This window comes from Isoptericola sp. NPDC060257 (assembly GCF_042726645.1).
Taxonomy (GTDB): Bacteria; Actinomycetota; Actinomycetes; order Actinomycetales; family Cellulomonadaceae; genus Isoptericola; species Isoptericola nanjingensis.
The window spans coordinates 1-14,557 of sequence record NZ_JBHXAW010000094.1 but is presented as its reverse complement, the minus strand read 5'-3'; the positions used below and the strand labels follow the sequence as shown (position 1 = coordinate 14,557).

The window sequence follows — 14,557 nt, the reverse complement described above, 5'->3', positions numbered from 1 at the left end:
CTTCCTCAACGACGGCGTCGAGGAGGCGCCGCCCGCCGCCGCCACGATCATGGCTCCCGCGTGGGCGCGGTGGTCGATCGGCCACCTCGTGCGCAACGACGAGGGCGAGCTGGTGCGCGACGGGATGAAGGACACCGACACGTTCGGCATCTTCGCCCTGCCCGGTCTGGACGGCGGCCTGGCCCCCGTCTTCGCCGGCGGCTCGAACATCGCGGTCTCGGCCACGTCGCCGAGCCCCGGGCTGGCCGAGGACGTGCTGCGCGTCGTCTTCTCCGACGAGTACCAGGAGAAGCTCGCCGCCGCCGGGCTCGGGCCCGCGAACGAGGACGCCCAGGAGCTCATGAAGGGCGACAGGTACGGCCGGCTCATGGTCCGCACGGCCGCCGCGTCGAAGCTCACCCCGCCTGCACCCGGGTGGGCCTCGATCGAGGACGCCGGGGTGTACGAGGACCTGTTCGGCCGCATCGCCGACGGCGGTGACGTCGCGACCCTCGCGCAGGAGTTCGACGCGCGCCTCACGCCGATGCTCAACGCGCCGGCGGTGGCCGAGGACTGACCCGTCGCGGGCACCGGCGCGGACCACGCACGGACCACGCACGGACCATGCACGATGACGGCACGACGACGGGATGATGGACCCGATCCCGCCCCCGAGAGACTGGAGCCCCCATGGAAGTCGTGATCGCCCCCGCCCAGGAGCTCGCCGTGCTGGCGGCCGACGCGATCGAGGCGCTGCTGCGCCGCAACCCGGCCACGGTGCTGGGGCTGGCGACGGGGTCGAGCCCGTTGCGGGTGTACGACGAGCTCGCGCGTCGTCACCGCGAGGACGGGCTGTCGTTCGCCGAGGCCCGGGGCTTCATGCTGGACGAGTACGTGGGCCTGGACGCGGGTCACCCGCAGCGGTACCGCAACGTGATCGAGACGGAGATCGCCTCGCGGGTCGAGTGGCCCGCGGAGCAGGTGTCGGGGCCGGACGGCCTCGCGGAGGACATCCCGGCGGCCTGCGCGGCGTACGAGCGGGCGATCGAGGACGCCGGCGGGGTGGACCTGCAGATCCTGGGGATCGGCACGGACGGCCACATCGCGTTCAACGAGCCGGGGTCCTCGCTGGCGTCGCGCACGCGCATCAAGACGCTCACGGCGCAGACGCGCGTGGACAACGCGCGCTTCTTCGACGACGACGTGGAGCAGGTGCCCACCCACTGCCTCACCCAGGGGCTTGGCACGATCATGCAGGCGCGGCACCTGGTGCTGCTGGCCACCGGGCGGCAGAAGGCCGAGGCGGTGCACCAGCTGGTGGAGGGCCCGATCTCCGCGATGTGGCCCGGCACCGTGATGCAGCTGCACCCGCACGCCACGGTGCTGGTCGACGACGCGGCCGCCTCCCGGCTCCAGCTCGGCGACTACTACCGCCAGACGTTCGCCTCCAAGCCCGGCTGGCAGGGCCTGTGATCCGTGCCCGGATCCGCGGCACGGGGGCCGGCGAGGCGGGGGAGCGTCGGGGGGTCCGTCGTAGACTGCCCGGCATGAGCGATCCCCTCTCCACCCCGCCCGCCGACCCCTCGCAGGACACCGGGGCCGGCACCAGCGTGCTGGAGCGCCCCGACACCCGCGAGCAGGCCGCGGAGCCGGGCGACCACGAGCGTTTCGCGCACTACGTGCGCAAGGAGAAGATCATGGAGTCGGCCCTGTCGGGCAAGCCCGTGATCGCGCTCTGCGGCAAGGTGTGGGTGCCGGGCCGCGACCCGTCGAAGTTCCCGGTCTGCCCCGTCTGCAAGGAGATCTACGACGGCCTCCGCGACCCGCAGGACGGCGAGGGCGGCGAGGGCGACTCCGGCAAGTGAGCGCACAGCCGCTTCCCGAGCCCGAGTCCACCCCTGATCTGTTCGCCGCCGCTGCGGAACCGGTCAAGCCGCTGCCGCAGTCGCCGTCGTCGTCCGCGGCGTCGCACCTCAGCCCGGCGTTCCCGCGCCGCGCGCCTTGGGGCACGGCGTCCAACCTGCGTGCCTGGCAGGCCGAGGCGCTCGACCTGTACCGGCGCCGCGACCCGCGGGACTTCCTCGCGGTCGCGACGCCCGGCGCCGGCAAGACGACGTTCGCCCTCCGCGTGGCCACGGAGCTGCTCGAGGCGGGCATCGTGCGCCGCGTGACCGTCGTCGCGCCGACCGAGCACCTCAAGCACCAGTGGGCGGACGCCGCCGCGCGCGTCGGCATCAGGATCGACCCGTCGTTCAAGAACAGTCAGGGCCGGCACGGCTCGCACTACGACGGCGTCGCCCTGACGTACGCGCAGGTCGCGGCCAAGCCCGCGCTGCACCGCGCCCGGACCGAGGCGGCGCGCACGCTCGTCATCCTCGACGAGGTGCACCACGGCGGCGACGCCCTGAGCTGGGGCGAGGCCGTCCGCGAGGCGTTCGAGGACGCCACGCGCCGTCTGGCGCTGACCGGCACGCCGTTCCGCTCGGACACCGCGCCGATCCCGTTCGTCACGTACGAGGAGGACCGCGAGGGGATCCGCCGGTCCAAGGCCGACTACACGTACGGCTACGGCGACGCGCTGCGCGACCACGTCGTGCGGCCCGTGCTGTTCATGACGTACTCGGGCAACATGCGCTGGCGCACCAAGGCCGGCGACGAGGTCAGCGCCCGCCTCGGCGAGGCGATGACGAAGGACATGCACGCCCAGGCGTGGCGCACCGCGCTGGACCCGAACGGCGAGTGGATCCCGTCCGTGCTCGCCGGGGCCGACAAGCGGCTCACGGAGATGCGCCGCGCCGTCCCCGACGCCGGCGGCCTCGTCATCGCGACCGACCAGACGGACGCGCGCGCCTACGCGGGCCACCTGGCCCGGCTGACCGGTCAGAGCCCGACCGTCGTCCTGTCCGACGACGACGGCGCCAGCGCCCGCATCGACGAGTTCGCGCAGGGCGACTCGCGATGGATGGTCGCCGTGCGCATGGTGTCCGAGGGCGTGGACGTGCCGCGCCTCGCTGTCGGCGTGTACGCGACCAGCACCTCGACGCCCCTGTTCTTCGCGCAGGCGGTCGGCCGCTTCGTGCGCGCCCGCAAGCGCGGCGAGACGGCGTCCGTGTTCCTGCCGAGCGTGCCGCTGCTTCTGGAGCTGGCCAACGGCATGGAGCTCGAGCGCGACCACGCGCTCGACCGCCCCAAGACCGCCGAGGAGCAGGGGATCGAGTACGACCCCGAGGCGGCGCTCCTCGCGGCCGCGAACAAGGAGGAGAAGGCGTCGGGGGAGCTCCTCGGCTCCTTCGAGGCGCTCGAGGCGCAGGCGTCGTTCGACCGGGTCCTGTTCGACGGCGGCGAGTTCGGCACGGGCGCGGACGTCGGCTCCGCGGAGGAGCTCGACTTCCTCGGCCTGCCGGGCCTGCTCGAGGCCGACCAGGTCACCACGCTGCTGCGGCAGCGGCAGGCGCAGCAGGTGCGCGGGCGCGGCGGCGCGACGGCGTCGGAGGCCGCGCTCGAGCAGTCGGAGGCCGAGCACCGGCGGGCAGCCGACCTGCGCAAGGAGCTGTCCAAGCTGGTGTCCGCGTGGGCGCGCAAGAGCAGCACCCCGCACGGCTCCGTGCACAACGAGCTGCGCCGCCGGTGCGGCGGGCCCGAGGTCCCGCTGGCCACGGCCGACCAGCTCGCCGCGCGCGTCGAGATGGTGCGCGGCTGGTTCGTCGGGAAGAAGTAGGCCCGGGCGCCGGCGCGGCTCAGCGGAGGACGAGGTCCACGGTGGGGATGGCCGGGTCGCCGGCGGACAGCCGGCGGCCGCCGCGGGGCAGCTCCGCGCGCGCCTGGAGGTGGTGGCGGGCCGCGTTCTGCACGCCGTAGGCACCCACCCAGCGGGAGTCGACGGCGCCGTCCACGACGAGCGGCACGAGCAGGCTGCGCAGGTCGGGACGCTCGCCGTCGGCGGTCTCGCCGACCTGTCCGCCGTCCTCGGGGGACCAGGCCACGACGAGGTCGTCCGGGCCGGTGACGAGGACCTCCTCGACCGCGCGCCCGTCCGGCCCGTAGCGCCGCGCCGCCCCCTTGCGACCGCCCTGGCTCGTCTTGTGCGTGGACGCCTTCGCCACCGGCTGCAGCACGCCGGACGGGTCGGCGCGCGCGACGAGCTTGTAGACCATGCCGCAGGTGGGCGCGCCGGAGCCCGTGACGAGCGACGTCCCGACGCCGTACACGTCCACGGGCATCGCCGCGAGCCCGGCGATCGCGTGCTCGTCGAGGTCGGACGTCACGACGATCTTCGTGCCGGTGGCGCCCAGCTCGTCGAGCTGGCGGCGCACCTCGACGGCGAGGACGCCGAGGTCGCCCGAGTCGAGGCGGACCGCGCCGAGCGACGTCCCGCCCGCGGCGATCGCGTTCTCGACGCCGCGCCGGACGTCGTAGGTGTCGACCAGCAGGGTGGTGCCCGACCCGAGCGACGCGATCTGGGAGTCGAACGCCGAGCGCTCGTCGTCGTGCAGGAGCGTGAACGCGTGCGCAGCGGTGCCGATGGTGTCGAGGCCGTACCGCATGCCCGCCTCGAGGTTCGACGTGCCCGTGAAGCCGCCGACGACGGCGGCGCGGGCGGCCGCCACGGCCGCCTGCTCGTGCGCGCGGCGCGAGCCCATCTCCAGCACGGGGCGGTCCACGGCGGCGCTGGTCATCCGCGACGCGGCCGACGCGATGGCGGAGTCGTAGTTGAGGATCGACAGGATCAGCGTCTCGAGCAGCACGGCCTCGGCGAACGTGCCCTCGACCTGCAGCACCGGCGAGCCGGGGAAGAAGATCTCGCCCTCCGCGTAGCCCTGGACGCTGCCTGTGAAGCGGTAGCCGCGCAGGAAGTCGAGGGTCCGGTCGTCGACGACGCCGGCGCGTTCGAGGTAGGCGAGCTCGGCGTCACCGAAGCGGAAGTGCGCGAGCGCCTCGAGGATGCGCCCGGTGCCCGCGAGGACGCCGTACCGTCGCCCGGCCGGTAGCCGACGCGTGAACACCTCGAACACGCAGTGGCGGTGGGCGGTGCCGTCCGCGAGGGCCGCCTGCAGCATCGTCAGCTCGTACCGGTCGGTGAGGAGGGCGACCGACGGACGGACGGACGGGAGCGGGGCGGCCGGGACGGCCTGCAGCGACGGGGCGGCGCCGCCCCGGGGCTCGTCGATCATGGGGACACGGTAGGGCTCCTGCGCTGGTCCGGCAGGGCGAAGCCCGCCAGGCGGACGGTCGACGACCGGTGGACGGCTGTGCCTACGCTGGGCGGGTGAACGGGCAGACGACGACGGGCGCGAGGCTCGCGACAGCGGCCGCGGCGACCGAGGCGGCGGGGGACACCCAGGTCGACACCCGGGAGGACGCGGCGGCCGCCGTCGCGGACCCCTGGGTGACGATCGTGTGGAACGACCCGGTGAACCTCATGTCGTACGTGAGCTACGTCTTCGAGAGCTATTTCGGCTACCCGCCGGCGAAGGCGCAGAAGCTGATGCTGCAGGTGCACCACGACGGGCGCGCCGTGGTGTCGTCCGGGCCGCGCGAGCGCATGGAGGTGGACGTGCAGGCGATGCACGGGTTCGGGCTGTGGGCCACGCTGCGGCAGTCCGGTGCCTCGGACGGCGGCCCCGGCGGCGCCTCCGGCCACGACGGGGGTGCGGCATGACGCCGTTCCGGTCCGCGCCGGCGGGCTACGTCGCCCGGTGGGACGACGTCGAGCGCGAGGTGCTCGGGCGCGTCGCGCGGGACGTCGCGGAGCTGGTGCGCGCGGAGTCGGGCCTGGAGCCCGGGATCGAGGTCGGCGACGGCGTCGCGTTCACGGGCGTCGCGCGGGTGCCGCAGGACCCGGCGGTGCAGCGCCTGCTGCCCGACGCGCACGACGAGGACGCCGACGTCGCTTCCGAGTTCCGGCACCTGACGCAGACGGACCTCGCGGCCGGGAAGGTGGCCCGGCTCGTCGCGTTCGCCGACGCGCTCGACTCCCCGGACGAGCTGCCGGACGACCCGCGCGACGGGGCCGAGCTCGTCGTGCCGCGCGAGTCCGCGCAGGAGTTCGCGGGCGCGCTCACCGACGTGCGACTCGTGCTGGCGGAGCGACTGGGGCTGGTCGACGACGCGGACGTCGAGACGCTGCACGACGACGTCCTGGCCGGCATCGACGACGACGATGCCGACGAGGAGGCCGACGAGGAGGACGACGAGACCGACGACGCCCCGGACGAGTACGCCGGCTGGGAGCGGGTCGGGCTGTCGGGCCGCGAGCGGCGCTACTGGGGCGGGGTGTTCGTGGCTGCAGGGTTCGCGCAGGAGTCGCTGGTCGACGAGATGCTCGCGGAGCTGAGGGCAGGGCGCGCGGACGCCTGACAGCGTGGGTGGCGGGCGTATCGGCGCAGGCGGGAGCGTCGCTGTGGCGGGCGCCACGCCGTGTCGCCGCTCACTCCCCGGGGTCGTGACGGTCTGTCGCGACTAGGCTTCCTCGCGTGAACGACGCCCCCATCGGGATCTTCGACAGCGGCGTCGGCGGGCTGACCGTCGCGCGCTCCATCCTCGACCAGCTTCCCCACGAGCAGGTGCTCTATCTGGGGGACACGGCGAACAGCCCGTACGGGCCGAAGCCGCTCGCCGCCGTGCGCGCGATGGCGCTCGACGTGATGGACCGCCTGGTCGACGAGGGCGTGAAGATGCTGGTCATCGCCTGCAACTCCGCGACCGCGGTGGCGCTGCCCGACGCCCGCGAGCGGTACACCGTGCGGCGCGGCATCCCCGTCGTCGAGGTGATCCGGCCCGCGGCCCGGCGGGCGGTGCTCACGTCCAAGACCGGGCGCATCGGCGTCATCGGCACGAAGACCACCGTCGACTCCCGCGCGTACGACGACGCCTTCCACGTGACGCCGGGGCTGGAGATCACCACGCAGGCGTGCCCGGACTTCGTGCCGCTCGTCGAGCGCGGGCTGACGTCCGGCCCCGAGGTCCTGGAGGTCGCCCACCGCTACCTCGACCCGGTGAAGGCCGCGGGTGTCGACACGCTCGTCCTGGGGTGCACGCACTACCCGCTGCTGGCGGGCGCCGTCTCCTACGTGATGGGCGAGGACGTCACGCTCGTGTCCAGCGCCGAGGAGACGGCGAAGGACGTGTACCGCAACCTCGTGCAGCACGGCCTGGAGCGCTCGACGGACGCACCCCCGCCGGTGCACCGGTTCCTGGCCACCGGGGAGCCCGAGCCGTTCGAGCGGCTCGCGCGCCGGTTCCTGGGCCCGGAGGTGACCCTGGTGGAGGCCGCATGAGGCTCGTCACCGTGGGGGTCTCGGGGTCCTTCCCCGGGCCGGCGTCGCCCGCGTCCGCGTACCTGCTGCAGGCGCACGACGGCGAGCGCGACTGGAGCGTCGTGCTCGACCTCGGCAACGGGGCGCTCGGCGCCCTGCAGCGGCACGTCGACCCGCTCGACCTGGACGCCGTCGCGCTGTCCCACCTGCACCCCGACCACTGCGCGGACCTGTCCGGGCTGTACGTGTACCTGCGGTACCACCCGGAGCGGGGCGGCACCCGCACGGGCGTCGGGCGCCGGCTGCCGGTGCTCGGGCCGAGCACGACGGCGGACCGCGCGGCGGCGATGTACGGACTGACCGCGGGGGAGTCGATGGACGGCGAGTACGACGTCCGCGCCTGGCAGCCGGGGTCGCCGGTGCAGGTCGGCCCGTTCGAGCTGGAGCCGTTCGCGGTGTACCACCCGGTCGAGGCGTACGGCATCCGCGTGACGGGGCCGTCGTCGGTGCGCCCGGGGGAGCGGGCGACGCTCGTCTACTCCGGCGATACGGACGCGTGCGAGGGCCTCGTCGAGGGCGCCCGCGGGGCCGACCTGTTCCTGTGCGAGGCGGCCTTCCAGGAGGGGCGCGACGACGACGTCGAGCGCGGTATCCATCTCACCGGCCTGCGGGCGGGCGAGGCCGCCGCGGCCGCCCGGGTGCGGAGCCTGCTGCTCACCCACCTGCCGGTGTGGAACGCGCCGGACGTCGCGATCGCGGAGGCCCGGTCGGCCTACGACGGACCGGTCGCCGTGGCGACGGCCGGCGGGGTGCACGAGCTGTGAGCGGTAGCCTCGGCCCCGTGAACGCTGCCCCGGCCCCCGCCTCCCCGACGACCCCGACGGCACGGCCCGCCTGGCCCGCCGCCGTCTGCGACCTCGTGTGCGTGCTCGTGTTCACCGTGGTGGGCACGCTCAGCCACGACACCGCGGGCGTCGGGCACGTCGCGCTGGTCGGGCTGCCGTTCGTCGTCGGCCTCGCCGTCGGCTGGCTCGCGACGCGCGCCTGGCGCGCCCCCGCGCAGGTGTGGCCCACCGGCGTGGCCGTGTGGTTCGCCACCGTGGTGCTGGGCCTCGTGCTGCGGCCCGTGCTCGGCATCGGCGGCGTCGAGGTGTCCTTCGCGATCGTCACCGCCGTCTTCCTGGGCGTGACGATGCTGGGCTGGCGGGCGCTCGCGTCCCTCGCCGCCCGCCGCCGCACCTCCTGACGATCGCACCCGCAGCCGTCAGAGGGCGGCGGCGACCGCCGGGGCGAGGGCGCGGAACGCCTTGCCACGGTGGCTGATGGCGTTCTTCTCCGCCGGGGTGAGCTCGGACGACGTGCGCGCGCCGGGCGTGCCGTCGGCGGCCGGGGCCTGCTCGACCGGCACGTGGATCGGGTCGTAGCCGAAGCCGTTGCTCCCGCGCGGGGCGCGCACGAGGGTGCCGGGCATCTCGCCGAGGCACACCTCCTCGCGGCCGTCCGGGGTCACGAGCGCGGCCGCGCACACGAACGCCGCCGCGCGGTGCTCGTCGTGCACGTCGTCCAGCTGGGCGAGGAGGAGGCGGAGGTTCGCCTCGTCGTCGCCGTGCCTGCCCGACCAGCGGGCGGAGAAGATGCCGGGCGCACCGCCCATGACGTCGACGCTGAGGCCGGAGTCGTCCGCGACGGCGGGCAGGCCGGTCGCCGCGGCCAGCGCGCGGGCCTTGATCAGCGCGTTCTCGACGAACGACACGCCGTCCTCGACCGGCTCGGGGGCGCCGACGTCGGCCGCCGACACCACGGCCTCGTCCGGCAGGGCGTCCAGGCCGGGCTGGTCGCGCAGGATCGCGCGCAGCTCGGTGAGCTTGCCGCGGTTGTGCGTGGCCAGCACGAGGCGGGCGCCGGCGGGGACGGTCACGGTCGCGGGCGTCGCGTCGGGCACGGTCACAGCTCCTGCGCCAGCGCGGCGCGCTGGAGCTCGGTGAGCTCGGCGGTGCCGGCGACGGCGAGGTCGAGGAGGGCGTCGAGCTCGGCGCGGTCGAACGGCGCGTGCTCCGCGGTGCCCTGCACCTCGACGAACGTGCCCGAGCCCGTCGTCACGACGTTCATGTCCGTCTCGGCCCGCACGTCCTCGACGTAGGGCAGGTCGAGCATCGGGGTGCCGTCGATGATGCCGACGCTGACGGCCGCGACGGAGTCCGTGAGGACCTTCTTGCCGCCGGTCACGTGGCCGTGGCGGGTGCCCCACGCGACGGCGTCGGCGAGCGCGACGTACGCGCCCGTGATGGCCGCGGTGCGGGTGCCGCCGTCGGCCTGGAGGACGTCGCAGTCGAGGACGATCGTGTTCTCGCCGAGGGCGGCGACGTCGACGACGGCGCGCAGCGCACGGCCGATGAGGCGGGAGATCTCGTGCGTGCGGCCGCCGATCCTGCCCTTGACCGACTCGCGCTGGCTGCGCTCGTTCGTCGCGCGGGGGAGCATCGCGTACTCCGCGGTGACCCAGCCCTCGCCGGACCCCTTCTTCCAGCGCGGCACGCCCTCGGTGAACGAGGCCGTGCACAGCACGCGGGTGCTGCCGAACTCCACCAGCACGGAGCCCTCGGCGTTCTGGGTCCAGCCGCGCGTGATCGTCACCGGGCGGAGCTGAGAGGGCGTGCGGCCGTCGGCGCGGGGTGCACCGTCGGGCGTGGCGGCCTGGGAAGCGGGGGAAGTCATGCGGCCACCCTATGCGAGCCGCACGTAGGGTTGTCCGGTGCAGCTCACCGCCACGGACCTCGCGTTCGCCTACCCCGGCCGCCCGGTGCTCGACGGCGTGAGCCTGCGCGTCTCCGACGGCACCCGCCTCGGCGTGGTGGGGGAGAACGGGTCCGGCAAGTCGACCCTGCTGCACCTCCTGGTCGGCGACCTCACGCCGGGCCGCGGAGAGCTCCGGCGCAAGGGGAGCGTCGCGCTGGTGGAGCAGGAGCTCGCGACGACGTCGGGGGAGACGGTGGGCGACCTCGTGCGGCGCACGCTCGCCGACCTGCGTGCGCTCGCGGCCGAGATCGAGAAGGAGGCCGCGTCGTTCGACCACGAGACCGGGGACCTCCGCCGGCTGTCCGGGCTGCTGGCCCGTGCCGAGCACCTGGCCGCGTGGGACGCGGACCGGCGGGTCGACGTCGCGCTCACCCGCCTCGGCGCGGTGCGCGACCCCGACCGGCGCCTCGACACCCTGTCCGTGGGGCAGCGGTACCGGGTGCGCCTCGCGTGCCGGCTCGCGGAGCGCGCCGACCTGCTGCTCCTCGACGAGCCCACCAACCACCTCGACGACTCCGCGATCGAGTTCCTCACCGGCGAGCTGGTCGCCTGGCAGGGCGGGGTGGTGGTCGTGACGCACGACCGCGAGCTGCTCGACGACGTCGCGACCGCCATCCTCGACCTCGACCCGTCGATGGACGGCAAGCCCGTCCTGTACGGGCAGCCGGGCTACCTCGCGTACCGGTTCGCGAAGAACCAGGCCCTGCACCGGTGGCGGCAGCGCTACCGCGCGGAGCAGGAGCGCGCCCGTGTGCTCGCCGAGCGGCTGGACGCGTCGTACGAGGGGCTGTCCGACGAGTGGCGGCCGCCCAAGGGGTCGCAGAAGCACCGCCGCGCCACGCGGGCCCGCATCCACGTCAAGGCCGCCGACCGGCTGATCGAGAAGCTCGAGGCCGAGGCCGTCGAGGTCCCCGTGCCGCCCGCGCGCCTCACGTTCCCGGACCTGCCGTCGATGTCGCCGGGGTGGGACCCGGGCGATCCGCTGGTCGAGCTCCGCTCGCCCCGGGTGCTGGCCGACGACGGCGGCGTCCGCCTGGACCTGCCCGGCACCCGTGTCGCCGTGCCGCCGTCGGGCCGGCTGCTGGTCGTCGGGCCCAACGGCACGGGCAAGTCGACGCTGCTGACGGCGCTCGCGGGCCGGGTGGCGCTGGCCCGCGGCACCCGCTCGGTCACGCCCGGCGCCCGGCTGGGCGTCGTGGTCCAGGAGGCGGCGCCCGCGCGTCCCTCCGGCGCCACGCCGGGCGGGGACGCTCCGCAGACCGGCTTCGACGCCTACGCCGCCGAGGCGCTGGGGCTGCTGGAGCGCGGCGAGCTGGACCCGGAGCACGTCGTGCCGGTGGCGGCGCTGGGGCTGCTGAGCGAGGAGGACCTCGAGCGGCCGCTGGCGGAGCTGTCGGCCGGGCAGCGGCGCCGGTTCGAGCTCGCGCGGGCGCTGCTGCACGCGCCGCACCTGCTGCTGCTCGACGAGCCGACCAACCACCTGTCCGTGGACCTCGTGGACGAGCTGACCCGGGCCCTGGTCGCCACCCCCGCCGCCGTCGTCGTCGCCACCCACGACCGGCGCATGCGCGCGGACCTGGCGGACTGGCCCGTGCTGGACCTGGGGGCCTGACCCGGCCTCGCGTTGTCACGCATACACTGCCTCGTATCCGTGACAGCGACGAGGGGACGACGACGTGCCGTACACCGACGACCTGACCGACGACCGGCTTCGCGTCCTCGTGCACGGCGCGGGCGGGATCGGGCTCTACGCGGCCGCCCGCCTCGCCGCGGCCGGGCACGACGTGACGGTCAAGGGCCGCGCCACCACCGTCGCGGCGCTCCGGGACGCCGACCTGAGCGTGCTGCGCGACGGCGTCGCCACCGCCGTGCCCGGCGTCCGCGCGACCGACCGCGTCCCCGCGGGCGAGGAGTTCGACCTCGTCGTCGTCGCGACCAAGTCGTGGCAGGTGGCCGACGCCGCGCGCGAGATCGCGCCGGTGGTCGGCCCCGGCACCCGGGTGCTCACGACGCAGAACGGCGTCGACGCCCCCGACCGCCTGGCCGCGCACGTGCCGCCCGAGGCCGTGCTGGCCGGGACCGTCGTCGTCATCGCCCGGCGCGTGAGCCCCGGGCAGGTCGAGGTCGTGGGCGGCGAGGCGACGCTCACGGTCGGGCGCCCCGGCAGTGTCGCGCCCGACGACGCCGACCGGCGGGTCCTGGCCGCCCTCGAAGGGGCGGGGATCGGTGCGCGTTGGACCGACGACGTCGCCAGCGCGCTGTGGAAGAAGCTCGCGCTCGTCGCGTCCTACGGGGGCGTGGGCGCGCTGGCGGGTGCGACGGTCGGCGAGACGCGCACCACCCCCGAGACCCGGGACCTGGTCGAGAGCGCGATGCGGGAGGCGCTCGCCGTGGGCAACGCCGAGGGCGCCCGCCTCGACGACGCGGACCTCGCCGACATCCTGCGCACCTACGAGTCCGGCTTCGCGCCCGGCACCACCACGTCGCTGCAGCGCGACCTCGCGGCCGGGGTCCCGTCCGAGCTGGCCGACCAGAGCGGAGCCGTCGTCGCGCACGGGCTCGCGGCAGGCGTGGACGTGCCCGTGCACCGCGCGATCTACGCCTCCCAGCTCCCGCGCGAGAACGCCGCGCGGCGGGCGTCGTCGTGAGCCGCGGGCACGGTGTCCCCGCCCTCTCGCTCGCCTGCGTGGCCGGGCTGGTGAACGAGTGGGGCACCGAGCCGCGGCGCGTCTCCTCCCGGCCGTGGGCCGGGTATCCCGGCGCCGCCTCGGTGGAGCGGCGGTCGCTCGCGGAGGCGTGGGTCGCCGGCCCGGCGCCGGACGACGCGGCGGTCGTCGCGGCCGCGGACGCCGTCCACCCCGTGTTCGCCGCGACCCGTGCCGCCGAGCGCGCGCGGCGGCTGGACGCCCTGGTGGGGGCGCTCGGCGTCGTGCCGCGGATCGGGGCGGGCGACGGGGCGGAGGACCTCGCGCTGGGGTGGTCGGTGCCTCGGCGGGACGACCGCCTGACGGCGGCGCTGGCCGTCGCGCTGCTGCCCGCACCCGCAGGCCCGCACCCGGTCCGCGCGCCGCGGCTGGGCGTCTGCGGCGCCGGCGACTGCGCCGACGTGTTCGCCGACACCTCCCCGCGTCAGGACCGCGCGTACTGCTCGTCGCGCTGCCAGGCGCGCGAGCGGGCGCGCACCCGTCGCTCCGCGGAGCGTCGGGTGGTCGCCGGCCCGGCTCGTCGCGTCCGGTAGCGCACGAGAACACGACCATGTCGGTCGCCTGCCGCCCGCGGGCCGACTGCGCGATGTGCTGCACAGCAGGGCGTCGAGGTGCGCGACGCGACCAGCGCGATGACGAGCTCCATGAGCACTTCATCGAGCGGGGGGACGGCGACGAGCAGGTGCGTGGGGCCCGCCGCCCGCCGGCTCACGACAGGCGACCCACCCAGGCCATCGCCTGCTTCACGATCGTGCCCTGCCCGTGGATCATCTCCGCCTGCACGGTGTCGCTGCACGCCTCCTCGGGGGTGAGCCACGCGAGGTCGAGCGCGTCCTGCTGCGGGCGGCAGTCGCCGGTCACCGGCACGACGTACGCCAGGGAGACGGCGTGCTGGCGGGGGTCGTGGTACGGCGTGATGCCGGGCGTGGGGAAGTACTCCGCCACCGTGAACGGCTGCGGCGACGCCGGGACCTGCGGCAGCGCGACCGGTCCGAGGTCCTTCTCGATGTGCCGCAGCAGGGCGTCGCGCACCCGCTCGTGGTACAGCACGCGTCCGGAGACGAGCGCGCGCGTCATGGTGCCGAGCGGGGTGACGCGCAGCAGCAGGCCGACGGCGACCACGTCGCCCGAGTCGTCCACGCGCACGGGCACGGCGTCGACGTAGACCAGCGGGAGCTGCGCCCGCACGGCGGCGAGGTCCTCCGGCGTGAGCCAGCCCGCGGGCTGCGACTCGTCGGGATAGAACTCGTCGTCGGGGGGAAACTCGGCCGTGTCCGTCACACGTCGTTTCTACCAGCCCGGACGGCGCGCCAGCGCGCGGGCAGGCCGCGACGGGAATACTGGGGGCGGCGCCGGTGCTGTGCCGAGGAGACCCCCATCGGAAGGACACCCATGGCCACCGTCGAGCTCACCGACGACACGTTCGAGAAGACCGTCACCGACAACGACATCGTGCTGGTCGACTTCTGGGCCGAGTGGTGCGGCCCGTGCAAGCAGTTCGGTCCCGTCTTCGAGGCCTCGTCCGAGGAGAACACGGACGTGGTGCACGCGAAGCTCGACACCGAGGCGCACCAGCGCATCGCCGCCGCCGCGGGCGTGAGCGCCATCCCGACGCTCATGGCGTTCCGCGAGGGCGTGCTCGTCTTCAACCAGGCCGGCGCGCTGCCCGCGCCCGCGCTCAAGCAGGTCGTGGACGCCGTCAAGGGCCTCGACATGGACGAGGTCCGCGCCCAGATCGCCGCCGCGAACAACGGTTCGCCGCAGGCCTGATTCGCCGCACCGCCAGCACGCGCACGACGGCCGCCCCGGGAGCTCCCGGGG

The 14,557-nt window shown here is 75.1% G+C and carries 16 protein-coding genes and 1 pseudogene; 13 read left to right on the top strand and 4 right to left on the bottom strand.

Translation table 11 applies throughout. The features are described from left to right. The 4 genes and pseudogenes from ACFWEK_RS09960 to ACFWEK_RS09945 all read left to right on the top strand — a co-directional run. Window positions 1-556: pseudogene (locus tag ACFWEK_RS09960) on the top strand (ABC transporter substrate-binding protein); the annotation flags it as partial. A gap of 113 nt (window positions 557-669) precedes the next feature. Beyond that, a complete protein-coding gene (nagB, locus tag ACFWEK_RS09955) occupies window positions 670-1,452 on the top strand; it encodes a glucosamine-6-phosphate deaminase (protein ID WP_430546899.1) in 783 nt (260 codons plus the stop codon). Between the two features lie 74 nt (window positions 1,453-1,526). Continuing rightward, on the top strand, window positions 1,527-1,844 hold the full coding sequence (locus ACFWEK_RS09950; protein ID WP_380244530.1) for a DUF3039 domain-containing protein: 318 nt from the start codon (window positions 1,527-1,529) through the stop codon (window positions 1,842-1,844). 38 nt (window positions 1,845-1,882) lie between these two features. After that, a complete protein-coding gene (locus ACFWEK_RS09945; RefSeq protein ID WP_430546955.1) occupies window positions 1,883-3,697 on the top strand; it encodes a DEAD/DEAH box helicase in 1,815 nt (604 codons plus the stop codon). Between the two features lie 19 nt (window positions 3,698-3,716). On the opposite strand, the gene ACFWEK_RS09940 is transcribed toward ACFWEK_RS09945, so the two are convergent. Further along, window positions 3,717-5,150, bottom strand: coding sequence for a nicotinate phosphoribosyltransferase (locus ACFWEK_RS09940; RefSeq protein WP_430546900.1), 1,434 nt, complete (start codon window positions 5,148-5,150; stop codon window positions 3,717-3,719). Between the two features lie 95 nt (window positions 5,151-5,245). On the opposite strand from ACFWEK_RS09940, the gene clpS reads away from it, so the two are divergent. The 5 genes from clpS to ACFWEK_RS09915 all read left to right on the top strand — a co-directional run bounded on the left by clpS (window position 5,246) and on the right by ACFWEK_RS09915 (window position 8,481). Beyond that, a complete protein-coding gene (gene clpS / locus ACFWEK_RS09935; RefSeq protein WP_430546901.1) occupies window positions 5,246-5,638 on the top strand; it encodes an ATP-dependent Clp protease adapter ClpS in 393 nt (130 codons plus the stop codon). Then, complete coding sequence (locus ACFWEK_RS09930) at window positions 5,635-6,336, top strand: DUF2017 family protein (protein ID WP_430553944.1); 702 nt, start codon at window positions 5,635-5,637, stop codon at window positions 6,334-6,336. Before clpS ends, ACFWEK_RS09930 begins: the two co-directional genes overlap by 4 nt. Before the next feature lie 116 nt (window positions 6,337-6,452). Next, window positions 6,453-7,256 carry a glutamate racemase gene (murI, locus tag ACFWEK_RS09925; protein WP_430553943.1) on the top strand — a complete coding sequence of 268 codons (804 nt, stop codon included), beginning with the start codon at window positions 6,453-6,455 and terminating at the stop codon, window positions 7,254-7,256. Beyond that, complete coding sequence (locus ACFWEK_RS09920; protein WP_430553942.1) at window positions 7,253-8,059, top strand: MBL fold metallo-hydrolase; 807 nt, start codon at window positions 7,253-7,255, stop codon at window positions 8,057-8,059. Before murI ends, ACFWEK_RS09920 begins: the two co-directional genes overlap by 4 nt. Window positions 8,060-8,076: 17 nt before the next feature. Beyond that, the gene (locus ACFWEK_RS09915; RefSeq protein ID WP_430546905.1) at window positions 8,077-8,481 is read left to right on the top strand and encodes a DUF3054 domain-containing protein; all 405 of its coding nucleotides are present in this window, start codon (window positions 8,077-8,079) and stop codon (window positions 8,479-8,481) included. Window positions 8,482-8,499: 18 nt separating this feature from the next. On the opposite strand, the gene rdgB is transcribed toward ACFWEK_RS09915, so the two are convergent. Both rdgB and rph read right to left on the bottom strand, forming a co-directional pair. Further along, on the bottom strand, window positions 8,500-9,177 hold the full coding sequence (rdgB, locus tag ACFWEK_RS09910; RefSeq protein ID WP_430546906.1) for an RdgB/HAM1 family non-canonical purine NTP pyrophosphatase: 678 nt from the start codon (window positions 9,175-9,177) through the stop codon (window positions 8,500-8,502). 2 nt (window positions 9,178-9,179) lie between these two features. After that, window positions 9,180-9,950 (bottom strand): ribonuclease PH, encoded by a 771-nt coding sequence (gene rph, locus ACFWEK_RS09905; RefSeq protein ID WP_430546907.1) that lies wholly within the window; start codon window positions 9,948-9,950, stop codon window positions 9,180-9,182. Between the two features lie 37 nt (window positions 9,951-9,987). On the opposite strand from rph, the gene ACFWEK_RS09900 reads away from it, so the two are divergent. The 3 genes from ACFWEK_RS09900 (at window position 9,988) to ACFWEK_RS09890 (ending at window position 13,269) form a co-directional block, all read left to right on the top strand. Beyond that, entirely contained in the window at window positions 9,988-11,643 is a 1,656-nt protein-coding gene (locus tag ACFWEK_RS09900) for an ATP-binding cassette domain-containing protein (protein WP_430553941.1), read from the top strand. A 64-nt stretch (window positions 11,644-11,707) separates the two neighbouring features. Then, window positions 11,708-12,679, top strand: coding sequence for a ketopantoate reductase family protein (locus tag ACFWEK_RS09895; RefSeq protein ID WP_430553940.1), 972 nt, complete (start codon window positions 11,708-11,710; stop codon window positions 12,677-12,679). Then, complete coding sequence (locus tag ACFWEK_RS09890; protein ID WP_430553939.1) at window positions 12,676-13,269, top strand: CGNR zinc finger domain-containing protein; 594 nt, start codon at window positions 12,676-12,678, stop codon at window positions 13,267-13,269. The genes ACFWEK_RS09895 and ACFWEK_RS09890 overlap by 4 nt, the downstream gene beginning before the upstream one ends. Window positions 13,270-13,444: 175 nt before the next feature. Here ACFWEK_RS09890 and ACFWEK_RS09885 read toward each other — a convergent pair whose 3' ends face one another. Beyond that, entirely contained in the window at window positions 13,445-14,017 is a 573-nt protein-coding gene (locus ACFWEK_RS09885; RefSeq protein WP_429762424.1) for an NUDIX hydrolase family protein, read from the bottom strand. Window positions 14,018-14,128: 111 nt separating this feature from the next. On the opposite strand from ACFWEK_RS09885, the gene trxA reads away from it, so the two are divergent. Next, window positions 14,129-14,506 carry a thioredoxin gene (gene trxA, locus ACFWEK_RS09880; protein WP_430546911.1) on the top strand — a complete coding sequence of 126 codons (378 nt, stop codon included), beginning with the start codon at window positions 14,129-14,131 and terminating at the stop codon, window positions 14,504-14,506. Window positions 14,507-14,557 lie beyond the last annotated feature (51 nt).

Coding starts and splice junctions, on each gene's coding strand:
- trxA (WP_430546911.1), top strand. CDS start 14,129: ATGGCCACCGTCGAGCTCACCGACGACACGTTCGAGAAGACCGTCACC.
- ACFWEK_RS09940 (WP_430546900.1), bottom strand. CDS start 5,150: ATGATCGACGAGCCCCGGGGCGGCGCCGCCCCGTCGCTGCAGGCCGTC.
- ACFWEK_RS09930 (WP_430553944.1), top strand. CDS start 5,635: ATGACGCCGTTCCGGTCCGCGCCGGCGGGCTACGTCGCCCGGTGGGAC.
- rph (WP_430546907.1), bottom strand. CDS start 9,950: ATGACTTCCCCCGCTTCCCAGGCCGCCACGCCCGACGGTGCACCCCGC.
- ACFWEK_RS09950 (WP_380244530.1), top strand. CDS start 1,527: ATGAGCGATCCCCTCTCCACCCCGCCCGCCGACCCCTCGCAGGACACC.
- nagB (WP_430546899.1), top strand. CDS start 670: ATGGAAGTCGTGATCGCCCCCGCCCAGGAGCTCGCCGTGCTGGCGGCC.
- ACFWEK_RS09920 (WP_430553942.1), top strand. CDS start 7,253: ATGAGGCTCGTCACCGTGGGGGTCTCGGGGTCCTTCCCCGGGCCGGCG.